The sequence below is a fragment of the uncultured Nostoc sp. genome (genome assembly GCF_964245445.1).
In the GTDB taxonomy this organism is placed as follows: domain Bacteria; phylum Cyanobacteriota; class Cyanobacteriia; order Cyanobacteriales; family Nostocaceae; genus Nostoc.
Genome location: NZ_CAXTNE010000293.1, coordinates 1 through 9,211, shown reverse-complemented (window position 1 = coordinate 9,211; position 9,211 = coordinate 1). Strand labels below are relative to the sequence as shown.

The 9,211-nt window shown below is 40.6% G+C and carries 9 protein-coding genes and 1 pseudogene; 5 read left to right on the top strand and 5 right to left on the bottom strand.

The genetic code is table 11. The annotated features are described in order from the left end of the window. From ACFE90_RS32050 to ACFE90_RS32030, 5 genes and pseudogenes are all read left to right on the top strand, one after another. Positions 1-476 (top strand): annotated as a pseudogene (locus tag ACFE90_RS32050) (calcium-binding protein); the annotation flags it as partial. Positions 477-909: 433 nt separating this feature from the next. Then, complete coding sequence (locus ACFE90_RS32045; protein WP_375506358.1) at positions 910-1,512, top strand: alpha/beta hydrolase; 603 nt, start codon at positions 910-912, stop codon at positions 1,510-1,512. A gap of 155 nt (positions 1,513-1,667) precedes the next feature. After that, complete coding sequence (locus ACFE90_RS32040) at positions 1,668-1,880, top strand: DUF2555 domain-containing protein (protein ID WP_100897932.1); 213 nt, start codon at positions 1,668-1,670, stop codon at positions 1,878-1,880. Between the two features lie 73 nt (positions 1,881-1,953). Further along, positions 1,954-3,159, top strand: coding sequence for a bifunctional phosphopantothenoylcysteine decarboxylase/phosphopantothenate--cysteine ligase CoaBC (gene coaBC, locus ACFE90_RS32035; RefSeq protein WP_375506356.1), 1,206 nt, complete (start codon positions 1,954-1,956; stop codon positions 3,157-3,159). A gap of 138 nt (positions 3,160-3,297) precedes the next feature. Continuing rightward, complete coding sequence (locus ACFE90_RS32030) at positions 3,298-3,642, top strand: hypothetical protein (RefSeq protein WP_375506355.1); 345 nt, start codon at positions 3,298-3,300, stop codon at positions 3,640-3,642. Between the two features lie 102 nt (positions 3,643-3,744). On the opposite strand, the gene ACFE90_RS32025 is transcribed toward ACFE90_RS32030, so the two are convergent. The 5 genes from ACFE90_RS32025 to ACFE90_RS32005 all read right to left on the bottom strand — a co-directional run bounded on the left by ACFE90_RS32025 (position 3,745) and on the right by ACFE90_RS32005 (position 8,939). Continuing rightward, the gene (locus tag ACFE90_RS32025) at positions 3,745-4,005 is read right to left on the bottom strand and encodes a hypothetical protein (RefSeq protein WP_375506354.1); all 261 of its coding nucleotides are present in this window, start codon (positions 4,003-4,005) and stop codon (positions 3,745-3,747) included. A 73-nt stretch (positions 4,006-4,078) separates the two neighbouring features. Beyond that, positions 4,079-5,890: an ABC transporter ATP-binding protein gene (locus ACFE90_RS32020; RefSeq protein WP_375506353.1), complete on the bottom strand. Its 1,812-nt coding sequence runs from the start codon at positions 5,888-5,890 to the stop codon at positions 4,079-4,081. Positions 5,891-5,950: 60 nt separating this feature from the next. Beyond that, positions 5,951-6,772, bottom strand: coding sequence for an ABC transporter ATP-binding protein (locus tag ACFE90_RS32015; RefSeq protein WP_375506357.1), 822 nt, complete (start codon positions 6,770-6,772; stop codon positions 5,951-5,953). Positions 6,773-6,870: 98 nt separating this feature from the next. Further along, complete coding sequence (locus tag ACFE90_RS32010; protein WP_375506352.1) at positions 6,871-7,911, bottom strand: FecCD family ABC transporter permease; 1,041 nt, start codon at positions 7,909-7,911, stop codon at positions 6,871-6,873. Continuing rightward, the gene (locus tag ACFE90_RS32005; protein WP_375506351.1) at positions 7,908-8,939 is read right to left on the bottom strand and encodes a FecCD family ABC transporter permease; all 1,032 of its coding nucleotides are present in this window, start codon (positions 8,937-8,939) and stop codon (positions 7,908-7,910) included. The genes ACFE90_RS32010 and ACFE90_RS32005 overlap by 4 nt, the downstream gene beginning before the upstream one ends. Positions 8,940-9,211: the final 272 nt, after the last annotated feature.

The following is a 9,211-nucleotide window of genomic DNA, read 5'->3' as shown; positions in this document are numbered from 1 at the left end:
GCACGAATCAGGTTAGCTACAAGAATATCGAACGATTAGATATCATAGGTACACAGTACGATGATAATATTCTGGGGGGCAATGGGAATGATACCCTCAACGGTGGTGGTGGCAATGATACCCTCATAGGTGGCAACGGTAATGATAGCCTAATTGGAGGATCTGGTACTGATACCTTTGCTTTCAATAGTTTCAATGAAGGCATTGATGGAATTTATGACTTCAACGCGACTAATGAACTCATTCAGGTATCGGCTGCTGGTTTTGGTGGTGGGTTATCAATCGGTTCACTTCAGACAAATCAGTTTAGCATCGGAGCATCTGCAACCACTAGCACTGAGCGATTTATTTACAACGATGTTACAGGTGCATTGTTCTTTGACCAAGATGGCAGTGCGAGTGCCTTTACTCAGGTACAATTTGGACAACTTTCGAGTGGATTGGCACTAACCAAAAACAATTTTGTGGTTGTTTAATCGTGATTAGCGCTCTATCACTCTAAGCAGAGAAAATAAAAATTGATCGGATTGCGAGGTGTCTAAAGTAGCAACTCGCATCTGATTTATCAATGCAATTATAGCCAGCGATCGCGCGTGGAGTTCTTTCGCAGAGGGAGTTTGTAAACAATATTGGTACTCCCCTCCTAAAAACCTTTAGGTGCGAAAAACTACATAAATCATTGGCTGGCTTTAAAATAAAGTCTTCTTGGCGGATCATGATTTCACCACTATCATCGGTGTGAATCGCGGTTAACTCAAAAGTGCCGATTTGTGTTTTCCATAAATTACTTGACAACGTAGGCATTCTTTAGGCAAGCAGCAAATGCCGCTAAATACTAAGTCCACTTGAAGAGATAGGATCTATGTACAAAAAGATAATTTTAGGAGTAAACCTCTGTCTTTACAAGCTATCACCGTTAAGAGAGATTCTCAACCCCCCGCAGGCTTAATTGTCACTTTGCATGGTTGGGGTGCTAATGCTGAGGATGTAGCATCTTTGTTACCTTTGCTCAATTTACCCGATTACCAATTTGTATTACCCAACGCACCTTATCCTTATCCCTATTCTCCAATAGGGAGGGCATGGTATGACCTACGGGTGGAGAATATGTATCAAGGATTGGCAGAAAGTCGGCAATTGCTAATAGATTTTTTGCAATCTTTAGAAAGTACCACTGGCGTACCTTTGTCACGCACCATTTTAAGTGGATTTTCTCAAGGCGGGGCAATGACTTTAGATGTCGGCTCAAAAATGCCCCTAGCAGGTTTAGCTGTCATGAGTGGGTATTTACATCCTGATGCAGTAACGGCAGATCAAAAAAGGATTCCGCCGACTTTAATCACTCATGGTAGATATGATGAAGTTGTGCCCCTACAAGCTGCTTTGAAAGCACGAGAAACTCTAAAGTCTCTAAAAGTGGCGGTAGAATACCACGAATTTGATATGGGGCATGAAATAAATCTACAAACATTAGAGGTGCTACAAAATTTCGTTGTAAATACAATTGCTTAGTCAGGATTACGAATTTTTTATAAATTATGGTACAAATTCTGACAATTTTCACGAAATTAATGACTTCTAATGAGTAATATATATTGGGTGGCTGCGAAAGAGCGCAACTTAACCCATGCTGAAGGCGAGTGCTGCATAAGGGAGGGGCAAACATTATGACAACTCTAAGCATTTCCAGGAAAGAAATTGCTGCCATGACTGTGGCAGAAGTAGAAGAACTAGCTACACGTCTGGAGCTAGATAATTATAGTAATGCTTTTGAGGGTTTAAATGATTGGCATTTATTGCGAGCGATCGCATTTCAGCGCCCAGAGTTAGTTGAACCCTATATCTACCTCTTAGACTTGGAACCTTACGATGAAGCGTAGTTAAGAGTTAGGAGTTAAGAGTTCTAACTATTTAGTACTAATTTTTGTAACTACTTACTCCTAACTTTTTACCATGCCTAATCCAAAGTTGAACAAGGTTCTAATTGCTGTAGGTGGCGGTATCGCCGCCTACAAAATCTGTGCATTAGTTTCGATGCTGTTTAAAACTGGGGTGGAGGTTCGAGTTATCCTCACCCGTTCGGCGCAAGAATTTATCACGCCTCTGACAATAGCCACCCTATCTCGTCATCCCGCCTACACAGATGATGATTTTTGGCAACCAACTCACTCTCGCCCGTTGCATATTGAGTTGGGTGAATGGGCAGATGTTATGGTAATTGCCCCCTTAACAGCTAATACATTAGCAAAGCTAGCCTACGGGATGGCGGATAATTTACTCACAAATACCGTGCTGGCTTCTACTTGTCCCGTGCTGTTAGCACCCGCAATGAATACGGATATGTGGGAACAGCTATCAGTGCAGCGAAATTGGCAACAGCTATTGATCGATAGCCGATATCATGGGATGAATACAGCATCAGGATTATTAGCGTGCGATCGCATCGGTGCTGGTAGATTAGCAGAACCTCCAGAAATTTTGGCTCACATCCAATCGCTGTTACACACTCAAGGTAAACGAGATTTAGTAGGTAAACGAGTGTTAATTAGCGCTGGGGGAACGCGAGAGTATCTTGACCCAGTCAGGTTTATTGGTAATCCTTCCACAGGTAAAATGGGATTAGCTTTAGCGCAAGCGGCACTTCACCGAGGGGCAAACGTCACCCTAGTACATGGCCCAGCTAATTGGGATGTACCATTAGGAGTGCAAGCGATTCCCGTTCTTAGTGCCGAGCAAATGCAGCAGGCCATGCTGGAATATTTACCCAACGCTGATGTAATTGTGATGTCAGCAGCCGTTGCAGATGTGAAGCCACGAGATTATAGTACAGAGAAATTACCCAAGCGATCGCTCCCCCAAGCCTTACCCCTGGAACCAGTAGCGGATATAGTAGCCCAGTTAGCAAAACTCAAACAACCGCATCAGATATTAATTGGTTTTGCAGCACAAACTGGAGATATTGTCAACCCAGCATTAGAAAAGTTACAGAGTAAAAAACTTGATGCTATTGTTGCCAATCCCATCGATCAACCTGATAGTGGTTTTGGGAGTGATAATAATCAAGCGATATTTTTAGATCGGCAAGGAAATCAGATGGCGATCGCACCTTGTTCTAAATTAGAAATGGCCCATCATTTATTTGATTTTGTCCTATTTTGACCAAGTTCCCTAATCCCTAGTTCTCCAATCCTCAGTATCGCGCCAAGACACAAAAGTTTCTTTTTGCGTCTTGTTGGTGTATTTAAATTTTAAATTACATCATTTAGTGTAAACAACAATTGATGTAAAAAATATCCATTGATTATAGTTATGTACTTTGAGGACGTGCGTCAGTGGCAGGGAACTGCGGAGGCTCTGACAAAGGAGTTAAAACGCCAGATTGAACAGCTTCAACTGTCTATAGAATCACCTGCGCTGCGTACCGTTCGGTTGTGGAGAGCAAAACAACTTTTATCACAACCCAAAGGACAAGAATTTGGATTTCGGCAGGTTTTGGAGGGATTGGCAACTGCTCTCCTATTGAAGAAAGGTTGGACACTTACAGCAATTACTCAAGTTTTACCTTTTTTTTCTGAAGATGCTTTAGAAAAGCAAATTATTGCAGAGGCTCAAGGATATGATGCCAGATATCTGGCTAGTTGATGGACTAGCACATCGCTGTGCCCACTGTGGCACACTAATGCGATCGCATCCCAACAAAAAACTTTTTTCACGAGGGCGCTGTCCAATTCGCCAGTGCATTGGTCACAACTCATCAAAAGTAGCAGAACCTACCCCAACTAACAGAGCAAATCCATTTATTATACTTGTAAATGGTAGTGCGATTGGAATACCAGCTAAAGCAGCTTCACCAATGAATCTTCCTGCAAAGAAAGCATCAATAAAAGTGTTTAAACTAAGCATCAATATCCCCAAAGTGCTGAAAATTGATAATTTAAACATCAGCTTTACAAGATTACCTTGAAGGATTTCATTTGTAATTTGAGATTGTTTTTTTGAAGTCATTTTTTAGTTTTCGCTCATTTCTGTTTACTCAAAAAATGATGATTCATACCCAAATTCAGCAACACCCTACTTTTTATTTTAACCCCGACTGCACGTTCCATAAACTAGCATAAATCCCATTCTTCTCCAACAATTTTTCATGTGTTCCCGACTCAACTAATTCTCCATATTCCATCACATAAATACAATCAGCATTACGGATAGTGGAAAGACGATGGGCTATGGCTATCGTCGTTCGATTAACAGTAATACGCTCCAAAGAATGCTGAATAGCAGCTTCAGTTTCATTATCTACCGCTGAAGTGGCTTCATCTAATATCAAAATTGGTGGATTCTTTAAAATAGCCCTAGCGATCGCAATTCTTTGGCGTTGTCCACCAGATAATTTTTGACCCCGTTCTCCGACTATTGTCTCATAACCTTGAGGTAGCCGCAGAATAAAATTATCAGCTTCGGCAATTTTCGCAGCTTCAATTATTTGTTCATCGGTAGCATTAAAAGTACCATAGGCGATATTTTCAGCAATAGTACCATGAAATAAGAATACGTCTTGGCTGACCAAGCCGATACTGCGACGCAAATCACTTAGATTTAATTTTTGAATATTAATATTATCAATAGTAATTGTCCCAGAAGAAATATCATATAATCGCAATAATAATTTAACTAAAGTGCTTTTGCCAGAACCCGTAGAACCAACAATCGCGATCGTTTTACCTGCGGGGATATGTAAGGATAGTTTTTTAATTACTGACTCTCTATCTTGATAAGCAAAAGTAACTTCTTTGAAGTCAATTTCACCACGAACTTGCTCAATAGGTAAACATTTGTCTCCCGTAGCAATGTTGATGGGAGTATCTAATAAATTCATCACCCGATTGCTAGAAGCCATTGACCTTTGATATTTGTCAAATATTTCTCCTAATGTTACTAAAGGCCACAATAATCTCTGTAATAAAACGAGTAAAACACTGTAACTACCAATAGATATTTTTCCAGCATGTGTCGCCATACCTCCCCAAAACAATAAAGCTGTGAACCCTGCTAAAACTAGCATTCTGATTAAGGGCACAAATGCAGCAGAAAGTTTAATTGCTTTCGTATTACTTTTTCTATATGCTTCGCTTTCTCCTGCTAATCTAGCACTTTCGTAATCTTCAGCAGTGAAACTTTTAATTGTGGTAATACCACTAATATTATTTGCTAGTCGTGAGTTGAGAAAGCTTACCCTTTCCCGCACCTCAGCGTAACGAGCTTCCAGACGCTTTTGATAAATAAAGGAACCCCAAACAATAAATGGCATTGGTAACATTGCGGCAAAGGTGATGGAGGGGGGTAAAATAAAGAATGCACCACTAGTTAAAATGATCAGTGAGGTGATAATACTGATAATCTCATTGGCTCCATAATTTAAAAAATCTTCTAACTGGTTGATATCATCATTCAAAATTGACATCAAACCACCAGTACTACTTTCTTCAAAGTAAGTTGAATCTAATTCTTGTACATGATTGTAAGCATCTAAGCGTAAATTATGCTGGATATTTTGGGCTAAATTACGCCAAATTCTATTATATGCGTACTCAGAAATCGATTCTAGTATCCAGACAATAATAGTGATCAATGAAAGTAGTAAAAATTGCCAAAATATATCTTTTATACCGAATTTGGCAAATACAGAATTTTGCTGCTCTACGAGAATATCTACCGCAATCCCAATTAACCACGGTGGAGCTAAATCTAAAATCGTATTGATGATAGAAAATGATGTTGCCTGCAAAATTTGTTGGTGATATTGGCTACCATAATTGAGCAAACGTTGTAAAGGATGGGCTGAATTTCTCTGATTTTTAGATACTCTAGAAAATTTGGATGTGATTGCCACGACTGTTTATTGTTTGTAGTTAGATAATTGATGGGAGCGATATTTCTAGTAGAAATCGAATTAGGAATTTAAGTACATCTGTTTGTTATTTACTACTTTTCCCTTGCGTCCTATCGGTACACACATTGGCGTCTCTACCACTGGGTCAGGAATAATCCGACATTCCAACCCGAAAACTTCCCGAACCATTTCTTGAGTCATCACTAGTTTTGGTTCTCCAGCAGCAAAAATTCGACCATCTTTGACTGCAACTAAGTAATCGGCATAACGGCACGCTTGATTTAAATCATGTAGTACCATCACAATTGTTCGTCCCTGAGTTTGGTTCAACTCATACAACAAATCTAAAATCTCTATCTGGTGCGCCAAATCTAAAAAAGTAGTCGGTTCATCTAAAAGTAAAATATCTGTATCTTGTGCCAACGCCATTGCAATCCAAGCTCTTTGTCGTTGTCCACCAGACAAAGTATCTAATGCTCTATCTGCTAATTCCAATAAATCTGTAATCTCTAATGCCTGTTGCACGATTTTTTCATCTTTTACTGACCATTGCTGTAACCAGTTTTGATAAGGGTAACGTCCTTGTGCTACTAAATCTTGCACTGTTAACCCTTCCGGTGCTACTGGCCCTTGAGGCAAAATACCTAACTGCTGGGCTACTTCTTTGGTGGAAAGATTAAAAATAGACGTTCCATTAAGATATACTGTACCGCCACGGGGTTTAAGCAATCTTGCCAGACCTCGTAACAACGTTGATTTACCACAACCATTAGCACCAACTAAACCACTAATTTGTCCAGTGGGGATTGACAAATTTAGGTCACGGATAATCGTAGCACCATCGTAAGCTAAAGACAGACTTTTGGTTGAGAGTCCTTTCATAAGTGAAACCATTTTAGATTCTTGAGTTTGGATTTATGAAAACCTGATTTTTGGGTTGATAAAATATTGTTCTTACCAAATTACCAATCCCCAGTCCCTTATTTTTTGCGGTTACGAATTAATAAATAAAGAAAATAAGGAGCACCAACAGCAGCAGTTACTACCCCACAAGGAAGTTCGATAGGTGCAAACAGCGTTCTTCCTAGCAAGTCTGCCATTACAACAATCACTCCCCCCAAGAGTGCGGAAGTAGGAATCAAGCTTTCATGGGTTGCACCTACCAACTGTCGTCCTAAATGGGGTGCGATTAAACCAACAAAACCAATATTTCCAGCGGTGGCGACTCCTGCACCTGCTAAGGCTACACCCACCAGTATGAGTAAAGCACGTTGCCACTCCACTTGACTACCTAAACTTTTGGCGACATCATCTCCTAAATTTAAAGCGTTCAAATGCCTTGCTAATGTCAAAGCCATTGGGACAAAAACAATTAACCAATATAACAAGGAAAAGACTTGCTCCCAAGTCCGGCCGTAGACGCTCCCAGCTAACCAAACCAAAGCATTACTAACATCATAAATGTCCCCAAAGGTAATCATTAAGCTGTTTATGGCACTGGCGATCGCAGACAAGCCAATACCCATTAAAATTAATAAAATCGGAGAACTACCTTGATTCCAAGCCAGTGAGTAAATTAAAACAGCCATCAGTAATGCACCAGCAAAAGCTGATAGAGGCAAAGTATAAACTGGTGCTGAAGGAAATAGCACAATTACTGTAACTGCTGCCAGACTTGCTCCAGCATTGATGCCGATAATACCTGGGTCTGCCAGGGGATTGCGTGTCAGTCCTTGAAAGATAGTGCCAGAAATTGCCAGCGCCACTCCGACCATAAAAGCTACAAGGGTGCGGGGTAGACGCAAATTCTGAATCACGAACAGATGGTCTGGGTTTCCTGTATCTAAACCCAATATAGTTTTCACGATATCTAAAGGCGAGATTGGATATTCACCTTTGGCCACATTCATCACCATCGCTACTGCGATCGCTACTGTCAAACATAGCAGTATGACTGGTACACGTCGCTCGATTCGGAAAGATATCGCCTGCGAACGAATGACTAGCCAATCAACTTTCATCTTTTCACCTTTGACTTAGCGAGATAGACAAAAAAGGGAGAGCCAACTATTGCTGTCATTACACCTACAGGTAACTCCTGCGGTTTGAGCAATACACGGGCGGCAATATCTGCGACCAAGAGTAAAATAGCACCCAAAACTGCACAATAAGGTAATATCCAACGATAATCGGCTTTAATGTAAAATCTCACTATATGGGGAACGACTAAACCAATGAAGCCAATTGGCCCTGCAAGAGCGACGGAACTTCCTGCTAATAAAACTACACTGATAGCGGTAATTATTTTGATCCAAGCTGTCTGTTGACCCAAGCCTTTGGCTACATCTTCACCTAAACTCATAGTGGTAATTTGTCTGCCAAGGGCAAAAGCTACTACTAATCCCATACCGACAAAAGGCAATAATTGTAAGAATAAATTAAAATCTCGACCAGATAATGAACCAGCTAACCAAAATCTAACTTCTTCGAGTGTTTGTTGATTAACAATCAGGATACCGGTGGTGAAGGAAGAAATCAGAGCAGTTAACGCCGCTCCTGCTACCGTTAAATTCAGTGGGGTAGCTCCTCCCCGTCCCAGAGAACCAAGGATGTAAACTAACACTGCTGTTACTCCCGCACCCAGAAAGGCCACAAGGGCGTAAATACTTAGGGATGAACTGCCAAAAATAAAAATTGCGACAACGACAAAGAGGGCGGCTCCCGACTCAATACCTAAAATACCTGGATCTGCTAGGGGGTTTCGCGTCAAACCCTGCATCAATGCTCCCGATACAGCAAGGGCTGAACCGACAAGGATCGCAATTAGCGATCGCGGCAATCTGACGGTTTGAATGACTAGGTGATCGTAGGAACCATCAAAGGCTATAAAAGATGTCAAAATCTTGCCTAGAGGTATTTCTACTGCACCTAGCGTAACACTGTACACCAAACAAATTAACAGCATACACAGTCCCAACACCAGACCAAATAAGGCTGACATTTGTGGCTTTTTCAATCCTCGAGGTGACAATGTAGTGACTTCTATCATAATCTTGCCATCACTTTAAATTAGCACTCTCAATATTTAAGAGCTTTTTAATCATTAGAGTTGATAATCTTTCTTGATAAATATATAGATTACACGATCTTGTAGCCTTTCCCCCATTTTTAAAAGGAATAAAGGATACCCTTCTATTCGTAGTTATCTTGATGCTTTTGCTACTGGAATTAATGCCTATGCAAAACAAAATCCTAACTTGATTGATGATCAAGTTGAGGTGGTGCTACCAGTCAAGGCAGAAGATGTCATGGCTCACTTAC